This is a genomic window from Pseudomonas mercuritolerans (assembly GCF_025706525.1).
In the GTDB taxonomy this organism is placed as follows: Bacteria; Pseudomonadota; Gammaproteobacteria; order Pseudomonadales; family Pseudomonadaceae; genus Aquipseudomonas; species Aquipseudomonas mercuritolerans.
This window is the reverse complement of the sequence record NZ_JAMSHA010000001.1, coordinates 388678-407157: the sequence shown is the minus strand read 5'-3', so window position 1 is coordinate 407157 and position 18480 is coordinate 388678. Positions and strand designations below refer to the sequence as shown.

At 59.5% G+C, this 18480-nt stretch carries 17 protein-coding genes; 8 read left to right on the top strand and 9 right to left on the bottom strand.

All coding sequences use genetic code 11. The features are described from left to right. Positions 1-495 precede the first annotated feature (495 nt). Entirely contained in the window at positions 496-2094 is a 1599-nt protein-coding gene (gene rtcR / locus ND528_RS01910) for an RNA repair transcriptional activator RtcR (protein WP_263469464.1), read from the bottom strand. A 195-nt stretch (positions 2095-2289) separates the two neighbouring features. On the opposite strand from rtcR, the gene ND528_RS01905 reads away from it, so the two are divergent. The 3 genes from ND528_RS01905 (at position 2290) to ND528_RS01890 (ending at position 5174) form a co-directional block, all read left to right on the top strand. Then, positions 2290-3516, top strand: coding sequence for an RtcB family protein (locus ND528_RS01905; RefSeq protein ID WP_263469463.1), 1227 nt, complete (start codon positions 2290-2292; stop codon positions 3514-3516). Positions 3517-3688: 172 nt separating this feature from the next. Next, positions 3689-4714, top strand: a complete 1026-nt coding sequence (gene rtcA, locus ND528_RS01895; protein WP_263469462.1) for an RNA 3'-terminal phosphate cyclase — start codon at positions 3689-3691, stop codon at positions 4712-4714. 172 nt (positions 4715-4886) lie between these two features. Next, positions 4887-5174 (top strand): hypothetical protein, encoded by a 288-nt coding sequence (locus ND528_RS01890; RefSeq protein WP_130902651.1) that lies wholly within the window; start codon positions 4887-4889, stop codon positions 5172-5174. 80 nt (positions 5175-5254) lie between these two features. On the opposite strand, the gene ND528_RS01885 is transcribed toward ND528_RS01890, so the two are convergent. Further along, a complete protein-coding gene (locus ND528_RS01885) occupies positions 5255-5470 on the bottom strand; it encodes a hypothetical protein (protein ID WP_016774063.1) in 216 nt (71 codons plus the stop codon). A 127-nt stretch (positions 5471-5597) separates the two neighbouring features. Further along, positions 5598-5873, bottom strand: a complete 276-nt coding sequence (locus ND528_RS01880; protein WP_130911099.1) for a hypothetical protein — start codon at positions 5871-5873, stop codon at positions 5598-5600. Between the two features lie 186 nt (positions 5874-6059). On the opposite strand from ND528_RS01880, the gene ND528_RS01875 reads away from it, so the two are divergent. Next, positions 6060-6389 (top strand): hypothetical protein, encoded by a 330-nt coding sequence (locus ND528_RS01875; protein WP_130911100.1) that lies wholly within the window; start codon positions 6060-6062, stop codon positions 6387-6389. Between the two features lie 61 nt (positions 6390-6450). Here ND528_RS01875 and ND528_RS01870 read toward each other — a convergent pair whose 3' ends face one another. From ND528_RS01870 to ND528_RS01855, 4 genes are all read right to left on the bottom strand, one after another. Further along, positions 6451-7053: a hypothetical protein gene (locus tag ND528_RS01870; RefSeq protein ID WP_241669541.1), complete on the bottom strand. Its 603-nt coding sequence runs from the start codon at positions 7051-7053 to the stop codon at positions 6451-6453. A 52-nt stretch (positions 7054-7105) separates the two neighbouring features. After that, positions 7106-8050: an alpha/beta hydrolase gene (locus ND528_RS01865; RefSeq protein ID WP_263469461.1), complete on the bottom strand. Its 945-nt coding sequence runs from the start codon at positions 8048-8050 to the stop codon at positions 7106-7108. A 113-nt stretch (positions 8051-8163) separates the two neighbouring features. Continuing rightward, positions 8164-9162 carry an NAD(P)H-quinone oxidoreductase gene (locus ND528_RS01860; protein ID WP_263469460.1) on the bottom strand — a complete coding sequence of 333 codons (999 nt, stop codon included), beginning with the start codon at positions 9160-9162 and terminating at the stop codon, positions 8164-8166. A 61-nt stretch (positions 9163-9223) separates the two neighbouring features. Beyond that, complete coding sequence (locus tag ND528_RS01855) at positions 9224-10423, bottom strand: MFS transporter (protein WP_263469459.1); 1200 nt, start codon at positions 10421-10423, stop codon at positions 9224-9226. A gap of 111 nt (positions 10424-10534) precedes the next feature. Here ND528_RS01855 and ND528_RS01850 point away from each other — a divergent pair, with 111 nt between their 5' ends. Next, complete coding sequence (locus ND528_RS01850; protein ID WP_263469458.1) at positions 10535-11410, top strand: LysR family transcriptional regulator; 876 nt, start codon at positions 10535-10537, stop codon at positions 11408-11410. Between the two features lie 180 nt (positions 11411-11590). Continuing rightward, positions 11591-12076: a hypothetical protein gene (locus ND528_RS01845; protein ID WP_223630241.1), complete on the top strand. Its 486-nt coding sequence runs from the start codon at positions 11591-11593 to the stop codon at positions 12074-12076. Positions 12077-12117: 41 nt separating this feature from the next. Here ND528_RS01845 and ND528_RS01840 read toward each other — a convergent pair whose 3' ends face one another. Beyond that, complete coding sequence (locus ND528_RS01840; RefSeq protein ID WP_263469457.1) at positions 12118-12840, bottom strand: pirin family protein; 723 nt, start codon at positions 12838-12840, stop codon at positions 12118-12120. A 220-nt stretch (positions 12841-13060) separates the two neighbouring features. Between ND528_RS01840 and ND528_RS01835 the strand changes: the two genes are divergently transcribed. Both ND528_RS01835 and ND528_RS01830 read left to right on the top strand, forming a co-directional pair. Beyond that, on the top strand, positions 13061-14011 hold the full coding sequence (locus tag ND528_RS01835; RefSeq protein WP_263469802.1) for a GlxA family transcriptional regulator: 951 nt from the start codon (positions 13061-13063) through the stop codon (positions 14009-14011). Positions 14012-14101: 90 nt separating this feature from the next. Then, positions 14102-15574 carry an ATP-binding protein gene (locus ND528_RS01830; protein WP_263469456.1) on the top strand — a complete coding sequence of 491 codons (1473 nt, stop codon included), beginning with the start codon at positions 14102-14104 and terminating at the stop codon, positions 15572-15574. Here ND528_RS01830 and ND528_RS01825 read toward each other — a convergent pair. Next, positions 15539-18463, bottom strand: coding sequence for an ATP-binding protein (locus ND528_RS01825; RefSeq protein ID WP_263469455.1), 2925 nt, complete (start codon positions 18461-18463; stop codon positions 15539-15541). The two genes, ND528_RS01830 and ND528_RS01825, sit on opposite strands and share 36 nt — an antisense overlap. Positions 18464-18480 lie beyond the last annotated feature (17 nt).

Genomic DNA, 18480 nt, shown 5'->3' with positions numbered 1-18480 from the left:
AATCCGCCACCCGGCAACCCTGGCTCTGATCAAGATGCGCAAACGGGTCGCGACAACGGCGGCGCGAAATAGACGCATTGAATTCATATCGTGTACGAGACCCGGCCATCGCGCCGGGTTTTTTATTGCCACCGAATCCGCTATCAACGTAGCCGGGATGTATATGGAGACGGTCATCTGGGTTCCAAGGGCGAAGCCGAGCGGCGCCGGCGCCTGAATGATTGATCCAGGCGCCGGCAACAAGCATGTTTACTCGACGATGCAGATCCAACGGTGGTTGTATCGGTACGGCGCGCGAGTGAAATGAACATCTGAAACCATCTTCATTCCGCGCTCTTGAAGCGCTTCGGTCAGTTGTACGAGTGTCTCTGCCTGGATAGTCATTGCTGTCACCTCGTCAGATTTACTGCGTTCATAATTCTTGACCGAGGGATCAGGCGGCTAATTCATTTTTTCTACGGTATTCATTGACGGGGTGTGAGCATGAATGCCGCCTTACTTTGTGCTCGCTACCTCGCCCCATTCAAGTCCGAACCGCCCCAAGTACTTTCTCAAACGATCTGCATCATTGGGTTGCGCCTTGGCCTGCCGGGAAACACCGAACAGCTGTCGGCCGGCGTCGGACAGGCTGTCCGCCTGCTGGCACACCTCAATGACAGCCTTCAACTGCAAGCGGTCGAACAAGTCCATGCTCTCTCCATCTCCCGGCAAATCAGCTGCAGAGGGTTGCGCCAAGCTCCACGCATACCGCAATCGATCGATCTCATCATCTACCTGCGCTTCATCGATGCGGCCGCTGTCGGCCAAAGTCGCCATCCGCGTAATCGATGCGGACAGTTCGCGAAAGTTGCCCAGCCAGGCTGCTTCGCGTGAGCTGGCAAAAGCCAGGTAGCGTCGGCGTGCCTCGAGATTGAAACGCACCCGCTCACCCTGTTCGCGAGCATGGCGTTCCAGTTCGAAGTCGATGTTTGGCTCGATATCCTCGCGGCGGCCCGCGAGGCCGGGCAGGTCGAATGTCCAGAGGTTGATCCGTGCGTACAGGTCCTCGCGAAAAAGGCCTTCGGCGACCCGGCTGCGCAGGTCGCGGTGGGTGCCGGCGATGATCAAAAAATCGCTCTCGATCTCCCTGTCCGAGCCCAGCGGGAAGAAGCGTTTCTCTTCGATTGCCTTTAACAGCATCGCTTGTTCGTCTGCGCCGAGCTCGCCGATTTCATCGAGAAACAACATCCCGCCATCGGCGGCGCGCAGCAGGCCATCGCGTGAGTTCTGCGCGCCGGTGAAAGCGCCTTTGACGTGGCCGAACAAGGCCGACATCGCGCCGTCGCCACGCAAAGTGGCGCAGTTGACTTCGACAAAGCGTCCCTGCATTTGATGACGGTTACGTTTGAGTTCGTAGATGCGTCGAGCCAGGAAGGATTTGCCGGCGCCGGTCGGGCCGATCAGCAGCATGGGGGCTTTGGAGCGCAGCGCAACGCGCTCGATCTGTTCAATGGAGCGGTTGAAGGCCGGGTTGCGCGTGGCAATGCCGGACTTGAGAAATTCCAGGCCTTCGAGACGTTTGCTGGCGAAGCGTGAAGCAATCCGATCATAGCGCGACAGATCGAGATCGATCAGCGCATGAGTGCCGCAGGCGGGCTCGTTCTCGCTCTTGCGCTTGGCAGGGGAGGTCTGGATCAGTCGGGCCGGCAGATAGCGCGCCTCGGTGAGCAGGAACCAGCAGATCTGTGCGACGTGGGTGCCGGTGGTGATGTGGACGAGGTAATCCTCGTGCTCGGTGTCAAAATTGTACGCAGTGGTGAAGTCGTGCAGGGCGCCGTACACCTCCTCGAAATCCCAAGGGTTGCGCAGCGACATTGGATGCAGGCGCACTTCGGTGCTCGGAGAAATCTGCTGGATGTCCGCTCGGACACGCTCGGCGAGGCTGACGTCGCGCGCGTCGAGGCCGTGAATCAATTCAAGCCGGTGGATAGGGAGGTCTGTTTGTTGGCACAGGCCTACGCTTGGTCGCCAATAATTCCAACGGCTGGCACCTTTGCCGACGCGATCCAGGGTGGCTCCGATAAATCCGATGGCGACCGTGCGTTTGTTGGGCATGCTTATCTCATAAGATAAATGACGATATGCAATGATAATTTTGGTGGTTGGATTTGTCTTCCATGGATTATCGAGACTCGTCGCATCAGATATAAAAGCTATTAAAATCAAAAAGATAGCATAAACAACCATAGCCGCATCCAAAGCTGGCACAGCGGCTGCAGTGCTGATGGAAACGAACATGGACACCAAGATATGAAGGACCAAACCTATCAGCTTCTCGAAGTCGCCAATGGCAAACCCATCAAACTCTGGACCGAAGGCGTTCCGGTTGAAAACGAAGCCCGCGCACAGTTGATGAACACGGCAAAAATGCCGTTCATCTTCAAGCATCTGGCGGTCATGCCCGATGTGCACTTGGGCAAGGGCTCGACAATTGGCAGCGTGATTCCAACGGTCGGCGCGATCATTCCGGCGGCAGTGGGTGTCGACATCGGTTGCGGCATGATCGCTGCGCGTACATCGCTGACAGCCGCGGATCTGCCGGACAACCTGCATGGACTGCGCAGCGCCATCGAGCAAGCGGTGCCGCACGGCCGCAGTTCGACTCGTTCGCGGCGAGACAAAGGCGCGTGGGATGAGATTCCTCAGCAAGCCGATCAGGCCTGGGCGGGGTTGCAGCCGCGTTTCAAACTGATCACCGACAAGTATCCGAAACTGGCCAACATCAACAACCGTGGGCATTTGGGGACGCTTGGCAGCGGCAACCACTTCATTGAAGTGTGCCTCGATGAAGCCAATCGGGTCTGGTTCATGTTGCACAGTGGCTCGCGGGGTGTCGGCAACGCCATCGGCAACCTGTTCATCCAGATGGCCCAAGCCGATATGCGTCAGCACATCGCCAACCTGCCAGACCGTGACCTGGCCTACTTCGAAGAAGGCAGCCGACATTTTGATGACTACGTGGAGGCGGTGGGCTGGGCGCAGGATTTTGCCAGACAGAACCGTGAACTGATGATGCGCGCGGTGATTCAGGCCACGAGGCAGATCATCCGCAAGCCTTTCGAGGTCGCGCTGGAAGCGGTCAACTGCCATCACAACTACGTGCAGAAGGAGCGGCATTTTGGCCAAGACGTGCTGATTACCCGCAAAGGCGCGGTGTCAGCGAAGAAGGGCGAGCTGGGGATTATTCCGGGCTCGATGGGGGCGAAGAGTTTCATTGTGCGCGGTCTGGGCAACGAAGAATCATTCAGTTCCTGCAGTCATGGCGCCGGGCGCACCATGAGCCGCACGAAGGCCAAGAATACCTTCACCGTCGCCGATCAGATTCGCGCCACCGCCCACGTGGAATGCCGCAAGGACGAAGCGGTGATCGACGAGATTCCGATGGCCTACAAGGACATCGACAAAGTCATGCACGCCCAGCGCGAGCTGGTGGAAGTGCTGCATACCCTGCGTCAGGTGGTGTGCGTTAAAGGATAACGACTGCCGTGCTGGATAGGGCATTTGGAACCTCCGTCGTCCGGCACTGCACCGTTTCATCGCGGCTGAGCTGGACCGCAAAGTCCCGACATTACTCAGAACTCAGCAAGATTCGTGACGGCAGTATCGGTACCTCAGGGATATCGTTGGGCTGTATGCATAAGGATTGGCAATGAAAGAAATAATTGAACTGGACGGCGCCATTGGTGGCGGTCAGGTGTTGCGCAGTGCGCTGAGCCTGTCGATGGTGACAGGCCGGGCGTTTCGTATTAAACAGATCCGCGCCAGACGCAGCCGTCCGGGATTGCTGCGTCAACATCTGACAGCCGTGATGGCGGCGGCCGAGGTTTGTGGTGCAGAGATATCTGGTGCGCATCTAGGGTCGCAAGCCCTGAGCTTCGAACCGGGCGAGATTCACGGAGGCAACTTTCAGTTCGCTATTGGCACGGCGGGCAGTTGCACGCTGGTGCTACAGACGCTGTTGCCAGCCCTGTTGCAGGCGCCTCAAACCAGTCGGGTGACGATCTCCGGTGGCACGCACAATCCGCTGGCACCGCCGACGGATTTCCTCTCGCGCAGTTGGCTACCGCTGCTGCGGCGCATGGGCGGCAATGTCGAGCTGGAGTTGCTGCGTCATGGTTTCGTACCGGCTGGCGGTGGCGAGATTGCCGTGACGGTGCAGCCGTCGCGCCTGACGCGACTGGATGTGTGTGAGCGCGGCGAGGCGATTTCACGGCAGGCTCTGGCGCTGACTGCCGGACTTGCGCCTACCGTCGCTCAGCGAGAACTGAGCCAAGTGGCCAAGCGGTTGAACTGGCCAGCGGACGCGCTGCACCAAGTGACGCTTGATCCGGCACGCGGCCCGGGCAATGTGTTATTGCTTGAGTACGTTTTCGAGCACGTCACTGAAGTGTTCAGCGCATTTGGCCAAGTGTCGTTACGCGCTGAGAAAGTAGCGGATGCCGCGATCAATCAGGCTGCTGACTGGCTGCGCAGTGATGCTGCGGTCGCTGAGCACTTGGCCGATCAGTTGCTGTTGCCGATGGCACTGGCCGGCGGTGGATCGTTCACCACGCCGCGCATGACTGATCATTTGCGCAGCAACATTGAAGTCATACAGATGTTTTTGCCCGTCCGTATCGATTGCCAGGAGGAGGGCAGTGATCGCTTGCGTATAGCAGTTTTACAAACTCATTAGCAGCGACCTGCGATCCCGAAGGCAGTCGCAAAACTTCACTGAGAGCGCCGCTAGCCTTGAGCCATTAGCACATCCGACCTAATTGCCCCTGTTCCGGCTCGACCTTAAAGTCCTTTCGCTTGGCAGCTGACTGTCAAATTTTCCGGTACAAAATCAAAAAGGTCGATCTGCAATGAATTCATCAAGGACTATTCCGGTTCTCGCTTTAATCGCAACACTGGTCCTCGCGGTCACGGGATGCCAGACCGTAAAGCCGGGGGAGAGTGATCTCAAGAATCGCGCACAGACCACCATCGGCAAACCCGTGATCAAGGTTTCCAACATTCGCAGCGACTTCAATACAACGTTCTACACCGCTCAAACCGAAAGTGGCGAATATACCTGCGAACTGCCGAGCGGTCCGATGGTAGCCCTGGGTTCCATGGGCATGGGACTGGGCGCTCAGTGCACCAAACAATGACCAGCCAGTCTCTTCGCCGCTAAAAAAAGGCCAATGTCGATGACATTGGCCTTTTCTCTTTAACGAATACTCGGCGCAGATCAGTTGGTTTTCGAGTTCAACTTGCGCAGTTCTTCATAGGTCGCCGATTGCACGAACCAGAAGCCGGAGACGATGCACCAGCCCAGGGTGCCGCCTACGAACATACCGAGACCCGAGAGAAAGCTCTGGCTCATCATGAAGAGGGAAACGATCAGGATGACCGCCAGTGCGATGTAGAGAACGATGTTGTTGACGCCGATGACGAAATCTTTCATTTGCATTCCTTGGATGTATTTTCCTCTGGTCGCCCTCTATGGCGGCCAGTGCGCGCATCATATTGATATCACCCGGTGTTGCGCTAGTTTCGGTGTCGGATTTTCGTTACCAAAAGCGAATCCACTCTTACTGAGCCGGTTTTTTATCCAGGTCGTTGGAATCGCTCGACGTCGCGGCATCCTTTTCTGTCTCATGCGGCTGGGAGCCAGCGTTGGCGCCTGACGACTCTTCGCCTTTCTTGTTCGCCTTCTCATCATGATCGCGAGAGCTTTCTGCATGATTGACGCCGGGCAGGGCGGTGGCGGGGGTGGCGGCGCCCGCCGTGGATTCGGCTGCCGAAACGTGAATTGGGCCGATCAGGCACAGGCTGAAAAACGACAAGGCGAAAATTTTCTTGTTCATCACGTGGGCCTTCTGCGAGGTGGAAGGTACAGCGTTGGATAGGCCTGTCTGGCGAAGGTGCGCGGTACTGGACGAACGGCGAATTTCACCCTGATGAAAAAAATCCTGACAGCAGGCAAATTGCTGGCCCCCATAGACATTTCGCCCCGGCAAAATCGCCTTTTTTCAAAAGGTTAGGTTGGCTATATGCGGACGATTGTCATCACCGTTGCGACGCTTTCCCTGGCTTTGATCGCTTCGGGAGTGCAGGCAAAAGAGTTAAGCAAGGGCCATCGCTTTGCCTGCGCCTGGGGCTCGGACATTGCTGCCGGTGCGCAGCAATCCAAGCTGTCCGGAGTCTCGCTGTATGGCGCGCGCAAGCAATTGCAGGTTCGCCGGTTCCAGCAACCCTGGATGCGTATGACCGCGATGGGAATTACCGAGCAGACCTATAACAGCAGTTCGAAACTCAAACCGGCAGCGGTCAAGCAGACCTATTACGAACAGTGCGTACGCCACGAGTTGGCACGGCGATAAGCCAAGAAGCCCAACCTGACTGGTTGGTCTTTTTTGTGTTTTTTGAACGGTGGCGAAATATTCAGTCGACGATCACGCGTTCGTTGTCGTCGTCACTCAAACATATGGTCAACTGCTGGCCGTCTTTGGTGAACGCACAATGCGGCAGTGACATCTGCCTGGCGACATAAATGGGCACGCCAATAAATACTGTCGATATGAGAATCGCCGTGGCTGATCTGCCGATCATTGCCCAAAGTGTAGGCGCGCCTTTGTTTTGCTTGTTAAGCCTGGAACGCAAAAACAGGCCGAGCCCGAATAACACCGCACCGATCAGCATCGCACTGCCGATCTCGTGAGGGCTGATGCTGTAGATGCGCTGTTCCGCGTCGTCGGGATAGTTGATTTGCCACCAGACGCCGATGGCCAACGGCATAAGGCCGGCGAGTATGCAGGCATGAATCGCGCCTGGTATGCGCACCAGCATGGCCAATAACAAAGCTACAGTGGCGGCGACCCAGCCACTGGCGAACAGCTGGCCGCCCATTCCCCCCATGAAGGTACCACCGACGTCGATTGGGGTGAGGAGATTCCAGTCATAGAAAGCGATGTGCAGCAGCAGTGAGAGAACAGCAAGCCAGCAAATCGGGTAGTAAATCCATTGGGCATTGGGGCGGGTTAACACACTCAGTCCTTTTTGCGGTGTCGCAAGGGGCGCCAGTATGCCAGTGCGCTGATCAAGAGTCGCGCGAGCCTTTGGCCACCGTCGGCCCGGCAACCCTCGGCAACGGTCTGGTCTGCATCAGCGCATCCAGGGCCTTGCGATAACCCTGACCGCCCAGCGCCATGCTGTTGTTGTGCGTTGCTCCGGGCACCAGCAGCAGACGCTTGGGCTGCTCAGCGGCATTGAACAGCTGCTCGCTGAAGCGCGGCGGCACGAAGGCATCAGCCAGGCCGTGCACCACCAAAAGCGGCATATGAATATCGGCGATCTTGTCGATGGAATCGAATTTCTGCGACAGCAACCAGCGCACCGGGAGCGAGGTGTTCGCCACGGCGGCGGCGACATCGGCCAAGGAAGTGAAGGTTGATTCAATGACCAGACCGCGTACCGGTAGCGGTGTGTGGTTGCGGGCCGCGTTCTGCCCAAGTTCAGCTGCCAGATCAATCGCCACCGCGCCACCGAGAGAATGACCGTAGATCAGGCGTTTGTTCGGGTCCGGTTGCAGCAGTTGAAAATGCTGCCAAGCCACGCGGGCATCTTCATAAACGCTGCTCTCCGACGGCAGATCGCCCTTGCTCTGGCCAAACCCGCGATAATCGATAGCCAGCACCGAATAACCCGCCGCGCGCAGTTGTTCGATGCGAAACAGTTGCCCGGTGAGGTTCCAGCGCACGCCATGCAAGTAAAGGATTGCCGGGGCATTGGCACGTTCCGCCGGCCACCACCAGGCATGGATGTTCTGCCCGGCCTTGAAACTCTTCGGTTGCAGATCGAGTTCCTGAACGCTGCCGGGCAGACCGCGATACCAGCCGGCGGTGCCCGGTTCGATACGAAACAGCAGTTTGCGCTCGGTGTGTTCCAGCACCGCACAACTCGTCGGCACGCCAATGATCAGCGCGGCCATCATGGCGAATGCCAAGCGGCGGCGTCGCAGACGAGTCAGCAAGGACAGGAACATTAATCGTTTCACCACGGCGCAGACAAAGAACGCTTTTTACCAGATGCCTCGGTCTGCGCGTGATTATTTTCGACCACCGTGCATGTGCAACGATTACAAGATGCTGCAATCGCTCACGCGACTTGCAGGACGATCTTGCCGATATGATCGCCGCCCTCCATGCGGGCGTGGGCCTGAGCCGCGTCAGCCATCGGGTAAACCTTGTCGATGATCGGTAGGCAGCGCCCGGCGCTGAGAGCAGGCCAAACGTGTTCATGCAGTTGATCGGCGATGGCGGCTTTCTCCGCAGCGGTGCGCGCGCGTAGCAGCGAACCGGTGACCACCGCGCGTTTGCCGAGGATCGCCAACAAATCCACATCGTTGGCGCGGGCGCCGCCGAGGAAGCCGAGCATCACCAGTCGCCCATCCATTGCCAGTGCGCTGATATTTCCGTTGAGGTACGAGCCGCCCATGATGTCGAGAATCACGTTCACGCCTTGATTTGCGGTCTTCTCGGCAATGACCTTGGCAAAATCTTCTTCCCGATAGTTGATCGGCTGCCCGCCAAGTTTACTGATTGCGGCGCATTTTTCAGGACTGCCGGCGGTGGCGAACGCTTCGATACCGAATTCACGGCAGAGCATCAGCGCGGTGGTGCCGATACCGCTGGTGCCGCCGTGAATCAGCACGCGCTGGCCGGCCTTGGCACCGCCGAGGCCAAACAGGTTGGCCCAGACGGTGAAAAACGTTTCCGGAATCGCGGCGGCCTGGACCCAATCGACTCCATCCGGCACAGGCAAAGTCTGGCCGGCTGGTACCGCGCAATACTCGGCGTATCCGCCGCCATTGGTCAGTGCGCAAACACGATCGCCCACAGCGAACCGCGTAACTCCGGGACCCAGTGCAACCACTTCGCCAGCCACTTCCAGGCCGGGAATCGGGTCCATCCCGGGTTTCATCGGATATTTGCCGGCGCGCTGCAAGGCATCCGGACGATTGATGCCGGCAGCGTGAACGCGGATAAGCACTTGGCTTTCGGCAACGCTTGGCAGAGGCACGCGCCTGGCTTGCAATACTTCAGGGCCGCCGGGTTCGGTGATTTCAATACGGGTCATTTCGTTGGGCAGTGACATTGTCGATTCCTGTGAAAAAGGTCGTGTAGATGGGAACGCTGGCAGCGCGCAATGATTCCCTTCAGTTCGCCGCGCAACGGGGTTCAGTTGTAGAGGGCAGCCAGCACATGGCTTGCTCCAGCAGCAGGGCAACGACGATCGCGCCAGCGGCGATCACAAACAGCAGCGTGTACTGGCCGCCCGAGGCATTGAACAATGCCGAATAGGCAAACCCGGCCAGCGCCTGAAAGGTTGCGAATGACACAGTGGCACGGCTCCAGGCGATCTGTTGGCGGTGATGCGACGGCACCAGTTCATGCACGCGGGCCAGGGCCAGCGGCACGATGCCCGGCGGGAACGAGCCGAGAATCACCGCCAGTAACGCCAGCGCCAGAAACGAATGAAGGACGGCCAGCAAACCGAGGGCAACGGCTTGCACTACCAACACCAGTCGAATACCGGTGCGGGCGCCAAGCTGGTCGGCCAGGAAGCCGTAAGTCACCGGCCCGACAATCGCCCCCAGGCCATACATGACCCAGACCATTGCGCCGATATGCGCGCCGGCCCCCAAGCCGCGAGCCACATAATCCACCAGAAACACCATGGCAGGTACCAGCCCGGCAGCCATGAACGCGTATTGAGCGAATAACAGGTAAACGCCCGACGGTGTTGGCTCATCAGCCGACGTTGCGTGCGCAGCCACGGCATGCGTGGTATCCGCAGGCCAGCCGAACCAGCTCACCGCGGTCAGCAGCAACGCCAGCGCGCCCAGTCCCAGCCACGTTGCCTGCAAGCCGAGGCTCAGCAGCGGCGGCACGATGGTGCCGGAGCCGGCGATTCCGAGGCCGATGCCAAGGAAGATTGCGCCACTGGCCAAGCCTCTTCGTGACGCAGGAACATGTGGCAGCACGGTTGCCGCAACCAGCACCATGATCGCGCCGCCAGCAACACCTGACAGCAAACGCCAGCCGAAAAACCAGCTCACCGACAGCGGATAAGCGCAGGCAAAAAATGCCGCCGTGACTGCCAGCATCATCAGCCGCAAGGCGTTACGGTTACCCAGTCGATGGGCCATGGGCCGACCGAGCAGGGCGCCGATCAAATAGCCGACCAGATTGGCCGCGCCGAGATAGACGACATCATTGGCCGAAAACCAGTGCGCCTGAATCAGCGAAGGGATCAATGGCGTGTAAGCGAAACGCGCCAGACCAATGCTGACCAGACTGGCGCAAAGTCCGGCGAAGATCGGCAGCCAGATGCCGGTAGAGTTTGCAGTACGCATGATCGCGATCTCACAAGAGGTGTATGGCGCTCAGCTTATCGGCTATCGTTGCTGCGCATACGCAGCGATTAAGCGGCACACTGATGCAAAAATGCTTCGACGAGGATCAGCATGAATTGGGATGATGCCCGAGTGTTTCTGGCGGTCTGTCGCGAGTCGACATTGCGTGGGGCTGCGCGGGTTCTGGGCGTGGACCAGGCCACGGTCGGACGGCGTGTCGCCGCGCTGGAGAAGTCTTTGAGCGCGACGCTGTTCCTGCGCACCTCTGATGGCTACGCGCTGACTGCAGTCGGTGAAGCGGCGCTCAGAAGCGTGGAAAAAATGGAGCATTCGGCGCTGGAACTGGAGCGGCACATCCATGGGCTGGATGATCGTCTGACCGGTAACGTACGCGTCAGCACCACCGACTCGCTGGCCATCGACTTCATCATCCCGGCGATGGCGCGCCTGCATGATCAGCATCCGGATGTGCAGATCCAGCTGGATGCGTCGACGCAAATCCTCAGTCTGGCCAAGCGTGAAGCCGATATCGCGGTGCGCAATACTCGGCCGGATAACCCGGATCTCATCGCCCGGCGAATCGCCCGCTGGCCTGTAGGACTTTTCGCAGCGCGGGCCTATGTTGATCGCAACGGCGAACCGCAGCCCGGCAGTGCATTCGAGGGCCATGATCTGGTGGTCTATCAGCCGTATTTGCAGAGCAAAAAGGATTTGACCCTGGTCTCCGAACCGTTGAACAGAGGGCGCATCGTGGCGACGCTCAGTTCAAGCCTGTTGGTGCGTCGCTCACTTGCCGCCGGCCTGGGTGTAGGGGAAATTCCGGTGTACATGGGCGAACGCGACGGCCTGGTCAGGCTCTGGCCGGAGCGCACCCGGCCGCTGCCGTATGAAGTCTGGCTGGTCACCCACGCCGACCTGCGTCACACCGCGCGGGTACGGGCGGTCATCGAGCAGATCGTTGAGGCTTTTGCGCTGGAAAACCAATAATGGGTGCAGGGTTTTGCAGAGGCTACAAGGTCTGACGAAACAGCCTACGTCCGAGGCAGAATGGGCCGGCTTGTCGTAAGCAATGATGAGTTCTATTGTCACTGCAGCTCGATGCGAACCTCAGTTACGCATCGAAAGGAAGAGCCAGGGAAGGCCGCGTAGCCATGGAAAGGTGCCGAATTGAAAATCAGGGAAGTGAATCAATATGCGGTCACGGACAGATCGAATGCAGGGCGGGACAGGCAAACCATGAGCAGCATAAGTCGCGAAGAATTCGATGCCAGGATAGAGACCATCGAGACGAGGATGGACGGCCGCGTGGCAGAAATGCGCGCCGACATTCGCGGGTTCCTGGCTGCTCAGGCAGAGCGGGACAAGGCCCTGCAGGAGCGGGACAAGCGTTATGACGTGATGTGGATGGGCGTGCAGAAAATTGCCGACGAATCGCGGGAAGCGATCAGGCAGGCATCAACGGTAAAGGCCAATTACTGGGCGGCCACCACTGTGCATTTTCTCGGCGTGGCTTCCTTGCTGGTTGGCGCACATTTCGCCAATCAGGCGGCGGTGTTGACCACCATACAAACTACGCTGGCAGCGATTCAGATTGGCAAAGAGGTATCGTCACCCAAACCGGTCGTACAACCCTCAACAGTGCCGCCACAATAAAAAACGGCCTTCATCGGAAGGCCGTTCTGCATCGCGCCAGATCATGGCATTTCCGGCAACTCCTGAGGGCGCAAATCGAACACCAACACTTCGGCATCGATACCGTTGCTCAAAGTGAGCAGCTGTTCTTCACGAACCCGCACGCCGTCGCCTTCCTGCAGGGCTTGGCCGTTGAGTTCGACACTGCCACGCGCGACGTGCACGTAGGCGTAACGATTGGCCGGCAATTGCAGCGTGGCACTTTCCTTGCCGTCGAATAATCCTGCATAGACCCGCGCGTCCTGGCGGACTTTCAGAGAACCTTTACTGCCATCCGGCGAGATGATCAGTTGCAGGCGACCGCGTTTTTTCTCCGCGCTGAAATGCTCCTGTTGATAGCGCGGTTTGGCGCCGCTGACGTCCGGCACGATCCAGATTTGCAGAAAGTGCACGGGCTTGGTGGCCGAGTGGTTGAACTCACTGTGCGCCACGCCGCTGCCGGCACTCATCAATTGCACGTCGCCGGGACGGATCACCGAGCCAGTGCCGAGGGTGTCCTTGTGTTCCAGCGCGCCTTCGAGCACATAGGAAAAGATCTCCATGTCACGGTGCGGGTGCTGGCCAAAACCTTTGCCGGCCGCGACCCGGTCATCGTTGATCACCAGCAGGTCGGAAAAACCCTGTTCACGCGGGTTGCGGTAGCTGGCGAAAGAGAAGGTGTGAAACGACTTCAACCAGCCGTGATTGGCGAGGCCGCGATCGGAGGCTTTGCGAAGAGTCAGCATGATGAAATCTCCTGGCTGGACGTGAATTCGTCCGAGTGAGGAGAAGGTTACTGGTTACCCGACAAGCCAATAAGTAGGTGGAAATTGAAAGACTGTCCGGCTCAGGTTGACAGTTTTGCGTTATGGTTCACGCATTCGGTTACGCCCATCACGATTCAGTTGGCCATAATGCCCCGGCTGTAGCGTGCGTATTGATCCTTGAACATGTGTGATGCCTCCCATGAAAACCGTGGCAATGGTGCTGTTCCCTGACTTTCTGATGCTCGACATGGCCGGGCCGCTGGAAGTGTTTTCAGTCGCCAACCGTTATCTGAAACCCGATTTGCACTACCAACTGACGACTCTAGGCACGGAGCGCGGCTTGCTGAGGGCTTCCAATGGTGTACAGGTCCAGGCTGACCTGCACATCGACGAGGCGGCCGAGCGCTATGACCTGTTATTGGTGCCCGGCGGCCCCGGCGCCTATAACCAGAGATTTCCCGAGCTGTTTGGCTGGCTGAAGAAAGCCGTGCCGCGGGCGGAGCGTTACGGTTCGATTTGTACCGGCGCATTCATCCTCGGCCATGCCTGCCTCCTTGATGGTTATCGCGTCACCACGCACTGGAACTACACCGAGCGCCTGATCAAGGCTTTCCCGAAAACCACGGTGACCACCGACCAGATCTACGTTGAGGATCGCAATCTCATCACTTCCGGTGGCGTAACCGCTGGCATCGATCTGGCGCTGGCGGTGGTGGCCAGGGATCACGGCAAGAAAATCGCCCAGGACGTCGCCAAGGTGTTGTTGGTGGTCATGAAGCGTCAGGGTGGGCAAGCGCAGTTCAGCCCGTTGATGGCGGCCGTCTCACCGCAAGAAACGCCCATCACCCGCGTACAGAATTACGTGCTTGAACACTTGGACGAAGCCTTTACCGTCGAGCGCATGGCCGGACTGGCGAATATGAGCGCACGGCACTTTGCTCGGCTGTTCGCCCGTGACGTCAACATGACTCCAATGGAGTTTCTGCAGAACGCCCGTATCGACTGCGCACGAAACCTCCTGGAAACCAGCGATCTGCCGCTGAAGACCATCGCTTATAAAAGTGGCTTTGGCAGTGTTCGGCGCATGCGCTCGTTGTTCGCCGAAAAGCTCGGTCTCACGCCTTTGCAATACCGAGAACAGTTCAGCTAGAGCGGTTCTGTCCGTCTGCCGCAGCCGGATGTCCGTATTGCGTTGGTTGTGGCGGTTGTATCGTCACGCAACAGTGCCAAGATGTTTGGCATGAATAATCACAACGACACAAGCCAAGGTTCGGTGCTGCGTTTTGGCCCGTACGCTTTCCATGTGCGCCAACGCTTGGTTCTCGAAGGAGAACAGCCGCTGCGCATGGGCGGGCGCGCCATGGACATTCTGCAGGTGCTGCTCGAACACGCGGGCGAGGTGGTCAGCAAAGAGCAGTTGATTGCTCAAGTGTGGCCGACGTCGATCGTCGAGGAAATCAACCTGCGGGTGCACATCGCAGCGTTGCGCCGCGCACTGGGCGATGGCAGCAACGGGCAGCGTTACATCATTCACGTGGCGCACTGTGGCTACAGTTTTGTCGCCCCGGTAGAGCAGAGTCCAAATGACGCGCTGCCCATGCCCGCCGCCGCGCTCACGCCCCTGCACAATCTTCCGGCACGATTGACGCCAGTCAGTGGGCGCGACGCCTTGATCGGTGGTCTGGTTCGACAAATGCCGGTATGCCGCTTGATGACGATTACCGGTGCCCCGGGCGTTGGCAAAACCACTGTGGCACTGCGCGTGGCGGAATTGCTGCTGCAATACTTTCGTGATGGCGCCTGGTGGGTCGACCTTGCCAGCCTCGAAGATGACATTCCATTGATCGAGCGCCTGTTGCACACCCTGAACACAGACTTTTTCACACTGACCGGCCGCCACGCCTTGCTGGTACTGGACAACTGCGATCACCAGCGCGACAGTTGCGCGGCTCTGGTAGAGACCCTGTTGCATGCCGCGCCTCGCCTGTCGATTCTGGTCACCGGCCGTGAAGCCTTAAACATCGCGCACGAGACCGTCCATTACGTGCCGCTGTTGGCGATTCCCAAGCGCTCGGCATTGAACTCCGTCGAGGAAGCCATGGGCTATCCGGCGGTGCAGTTGTTCGTCAATCGCGCGCGAGCGCGGCAACAGGGCTTCAGTTTGCGTCAACAGGATTTGCCAGGTGTGCGCGAAATCTGCCGCCAACTGGACGGTTTGCCGCTGGCGATCGAGCTCGCCGCTGCGCAGATCGACGCGCTGGGCTTGATCGGCTTACAGGCCCAGGTTGAAAACGGTCTGCAGTTGCTTGGCCAAGGACGGCGCACCGCGGAGCCGCGCCATCAGTCGATGGCCGCTGCGATCGATTGGAGCTTCCAGTACCTGACGGAAATGGAACAGCGTGTGCTGCTGCGGCTGTCGGTGTTCAGCACGGGGTTTACCCTGGAGGCGGCACTGAGCGTGATCAGCAGCGTGGATCTGGCGGGATCCAGGTTGAGCGCAATCATCGAAGGGTTGGCGCGCAAGTCGTTGCTCATTCAAGAACCCAACCGGGCAACGGCGCGCTATTGGATGCTCAACACCGTGCGCCGCTATGCGCGGGATCGCTTTGAGCGCAGCGACGACAGGCTCGAACTGCAACAGCGTCATGCGCGCTATCTCAGCCGCACGCGCAAGGCATCAGGCCAGGCACTGCTCGCGCAGGCTGTCGAGTAGCAGGCGGACCTTGCGCAAGTCCGGGGTGGCGTAGCCTTCGGTGAAGCGCTGGTAGACGGGGCTGAGCAAATCCAAAGCTTCGCGATGGCGGGACTGGCGTTGCCATAACTGAGCAAGGTCCGTGGCGCTGCGCAGTTCCCAGGCCAACGCGCCTTGGCTTCTGGCAATGACCAGAGCTTGTTGCAGGGTTTGTTCGGCTTCTCGGGTTTCAGCGGTGTCTGAGCAGGCCGATTCGCGAGCAGGCTCGCTCCCACAGGAAACAGCGCACAACTCGGAATTTGCGCCCGACACCGCCCCCTTGTGGGAGCGAGCCTGCTCGCGAAGGGGCCACTCTGAACCCTTCACTAATGCCGCCGCCCGTGCCCGCAATATCTCCGCTGCACTCCAACCCGCGTCCCCGGTGCGCGCGCGCTCCACCAGTGCATCATCGACAAAGCGCTCATCCAGCGTAACCATCACTTCCCTGATCAAACCGCTGCTCTGCGTTGACACGGGCGCGGCATTATCCGGATCGATCACCTGCGCATACTGCCGCCCCCAATTATTGAACAGCAGCACCGAATGCTTCTGCGACTGCTCCAGCAACAATTGCAGGAGCGCGCGGGCGTTGGCGGCGTCGCCGTTGTAATGGGCGATCAGACAACTGGCCAGCGCCAAGGTGTAGCAGATCGAAGTGCCATGATTGATCTGCACGGCGATGTCCAGCGCCTGCCGTGCCGCGCGCCAGGCTTGCTCGGGCAGACCCTGCAGCCACAGCACTCGGGCCAACACCGTCAGCGAGGCGACACTCTGGTCGTATTGCACGCCGAAACCATGGGTGAAGCGATTGAGATGGCCGCTGTGAGCCATGCGTTGCAGCACCTGCTCGGCATGTACGCGGGCCTGCGGTTGGTCGCCGGCATAATGCAACGCCAGCACGCGCAAGCGATGCGTGCTCAGCGACAGCAATGGCTCGTCGTGCACGCCGATGCGATCAAATTGCTCACTCTGCGCCAGCGCCATGCGGTAATGCCCGCAACTCAGATTGACCGCCATATGCCCCGATATCGCACGCAGTTGCCCGGCCACGTCACCGTGTTCTTCGGCTAAGCGGCAGGCGTCGATGAAGGCCTGGATGGTTTGTGGCGTGCCGCCCCAGGTGTGATAGCTGGCGCTGCCGAGCGCCAGTTTCAAGGCGATTTGCAGGCGAGGGCAGGGCGGCAGGAGCGAGCCTGCTGGCGAAGCCTCCAGCAGACTCAATGCCCGGCGCACGTAGCGGCTGTAATCGCGCAGCAACGACAGCTCCTGCCACAACGGTGCCGACGCGGCTGCCAGTTGCACGCCCAGCTCATCTGGTCCCGCCCCGTCGAGGCTCCAGTCCAGCGCCGCGCGCAAATCCTCCAGCCCCCTGGCATAGCGCTCCATCCACAATACAGTCGGAGTATTGTCCCAATCCGCCTGCGCCTGCTGCATCAGTGTCAGGCAGCGCTCGGCGTGGCGTTGGCGGGTTGCGCTGAGCTCGTCAGCCTGTTCGAGTTTTTCCAGTGCGTAGTGGCGCGTGGTGTCGAGCAACCGGTAGAAAACATCTTCGTCACCCACTTCTACGCTCAGCAGGGATTTGGCCACCAGTTGCGTGACAGCGGTGAACACCGCGCCGGGGTCGATCTGTTGGCCGATGACCACCGCTGCCGCCGAGGCGAGGGTGAAGCTGCCGCGGAAAATTCCCAGTCGCCGCAGACAGGTTTGCTCGCAGGCGTTGAGCAGGTTGAAGCTCCAGTCCATCGTCGCGCGCAGGGTCAGGTGGCGTTCGGCGCTGCTGTGGTGTCCGGCCGATAATGGCGGCAATCCTTCGCGCAATTGCTTGAGCAATCCGTCCATGCCCAATTCGCTGACCTGCGCGGCGGCCAGTTCCAGCGCCAGCGGGATGCCGTCCAGACGCTGGCAGATTTCGATCGCCTGCGGTAGCTCGGCGCGACTCAGTTGAAAGCTTTCCCGCGCCGCGGTCGCGCGCTCGACAAACAGTTGCAGCGCAGCAAAGCCCAGCGCCTGGGCCGGATCCATCGGGGTCAACAAGGACGGGCATTCGAGCGATTCCAGACGCTGCACGAATTCGCCCTCAGCGCGTAGGCTCTCGCGGCTGGTCGCGAGGATATGCACCTTTGGCGCCCCCCGCAGAATCTGCTCGCTGAGCGCCGCGACCGCATCGATCAGGTGCTCGCAGTTGTCGATTACCAGCAGCATTTGCCGATCACGCAGGCCATCGACAAGACACGCTTGCGCATCACCTTCCGGTGCGGACAGATCGAGCAATGTCGCCAGGTGCGAGCCGATCAGCGCGGGATCGGCGATGGGTGCCAAGTCCACCAGGCGTATGCCGTCGCGATACTGGCCGATCAATTGTTCGGCGACGCGCAGGGCGACGGTGGTCTTGCCGATGCCGCCGGGACCGATCAGGGTGATGCAGCGTCGGCGCGGCAGTTGCGCGATCAGGTGATCGATCACGGGCTGGCGCCCAATCATTCGCGTACGGCGCAGCGGGAGGTTGTGCCTGGCGACGGGCATTGCCGGTTTTTGTTCAATGCTGTCGAGCACGATCGGTGCGACAAAACTGTAGCCGCGCTGCGCCACGGTGACGATGTAGCGCTGGCCGTTCTGCCCGTCGCCAAGCGCTTTGCGCAGGGCCGCCATGTGCACGCGCAGGTTGATGTCTTCGACGACGCTGTCTGGCCAGACCCCGGCCATCAATTGCTGTTTGCTCACCACCTCGCCGGCATGGGCCAGCAAAATCAGGAGGATGTCCATCGCCCGCCGTCCCAGGCGCAAAGGCTGTTGGCCCTCAAGCAGCAGTCGTTGCCCGGGATGAATCCGATAGGGGCCAAAGGCAATGGCCTGATTCGGGGAAAAACTCAACAGCGCGCTCCTGCGGT

What these genes read in the sequence shown, in the direction of transcription:
- ND528_RS01860 (WP_263469460.1), bottom strand. Translation starts at nt 9,162, where the DNA reads ATGTCACTGCCCAACGAAATGACCCGTATTGAAATCACCGAACCCGGC.
- ND528_RS01865 (WP_263469461.1), bottom strand. Translation starts at nt 8,050, where the DNA reads ATGTTCCTGTCCTTGCTGACTCGTCTGCGACGCCGCCGCTTGGCATTC.
- ND528_RS01855 (WP_263469459.1), bottom strand. Translation starts at nt 10,423, where the DNA reads ATGCGTACTGCAAACTCTACCGGCATCTGGCTGCCGATCTTCGCCGGA.
- rtcR (WP_263469464.1), bottom strand. Translation starts at nt 2,094, where the DNA reads ATGCCCAACAAACGCACGGTCGCCATCGGATTTATCGGAGCCACCCTG.
- ND528_RS01830 (WP_263469456.1), top strand. Translation starts at nt 14,102, where the DNA reads ATGAATAATCACAACGACACAAGCCAAGGTTCGGTGCTGCGTTTTGGC.
- ND528_RS01885 (WP_016774063.1), bottom strand. Translation starts at nt 5,470, where the DNA reads ATGAAAGATTTCGTCATCGGCGTCAACAACATCGTTCTCTACATCGCA.
- ND528_RS01905 (WP_263469463.1), top strand. Translation starts at nt 2,290, where the DNA reads ATGAAGGACCAAACCTATCAGCTTCTCGAAGTCGCCAATGGCAAACCC.
- ND528_RS01840 (WP_263469457.1), bottom strand. Translation starts at nt 12,840, where the DNA reads ATGCTGACTCTTCGCAAAGCCTCCGATCGCGGCCTCGCCAATCACGGC.
- ND528_RS01835 (WP_263469802.1), top strand. Translation starts at nt 13,061, where the DNA reads ATGAAAACCGTGGCAATGGTGCTGTTCCCTGACTTTCTGATGCTCGAC.
- ND528_RS01890 (WP_130902651.1), top strand. Translation starts at nt 4,887, where the DNA reads ATGAATTCATCAAGGACTATTCCGGTTCTCGCTTTAATCGCAACACTG.
- rtcA (WP_263469462.1), top strand. Translation starts at nt 3,689, where the DNA reads ATGAAAGAAATAATTGAACTGGACGGCGCCATTGGTGGCGGTCAGGTG.
- ND528_RS01875 (WP_130911100.1), top strand. Translation starts at nt 6,060, where the DNA reads ATGCGGACGATTGTCATCACCGTTGCGACGCTTTCCCTGGCTTTGATC.
- ND528_RS01880 (WP_130911099.1), bottom strand. Translation starts at nt 5,873, where the DNA reads ATGAACAAGAAAATTTTCGCCTTGTCGTTTTTCAGCCTGTGCCTGATC.
- ND528_RS01850 (WP_263469458.1), top strand. Translation starts at nt 10,535, where the DNA reads ATGAATTGGGATGATGCCCGAGTGTTTCTGGCGGTCTGTCGCGAGTCG.